At 45.3% G+C, this 247-nt stretch carries 1 protein-coding gene; it reads right to left on the bottom strand.

Annotation, left to right across the window (positions count from 1 at the left end; genetic code table 11):
• The coding region (locus SB756_RS33605) for an RQC domain-containing protein (RefSeq protein WP_410913703.1) at nucleotides 1-247 on the bottom strand (247 nt) is incomplete at both ends.

Raw genomic sequence — 247 nt, 5'->3', positions numbered from 1 at the left:
ATCGCGAATACGACTCGTGTTGGCGCCACGTAATAGCTCTACAATGTATCCTAAACCAAATCGCTGTTCAGCTCTGTATACACACGAAAGCGCTTGTTGGGCAACAAGCGTACCGTCAAAGCTTTTTGGTGGGTTTAAGCAAATATCACAGTTACCACATTGCTCGCGTTGGTATTCACTAAAGTAGTTAAGTAGTATCTGACGACGGCACGTTTGTGCCTCAGCAAAGCTTGCCATGGCATTAAAG

Origin of the sequence: Pseudomonas sp. SIMBA_068 (assembly GCF_046534705.1) — a bacterium.
In the GTDB taxonomy this organism is placed as follows: Bacteria; Pseudomonadota; Gammaproteobacteria; order Pseudomonadales; family Pseudomonadaceae; genus Aquipseudomonas; species Aquipseudomonas putida.
This window is presented reverse-complemented; position numbering and strand designations above follow the sequence as displayed.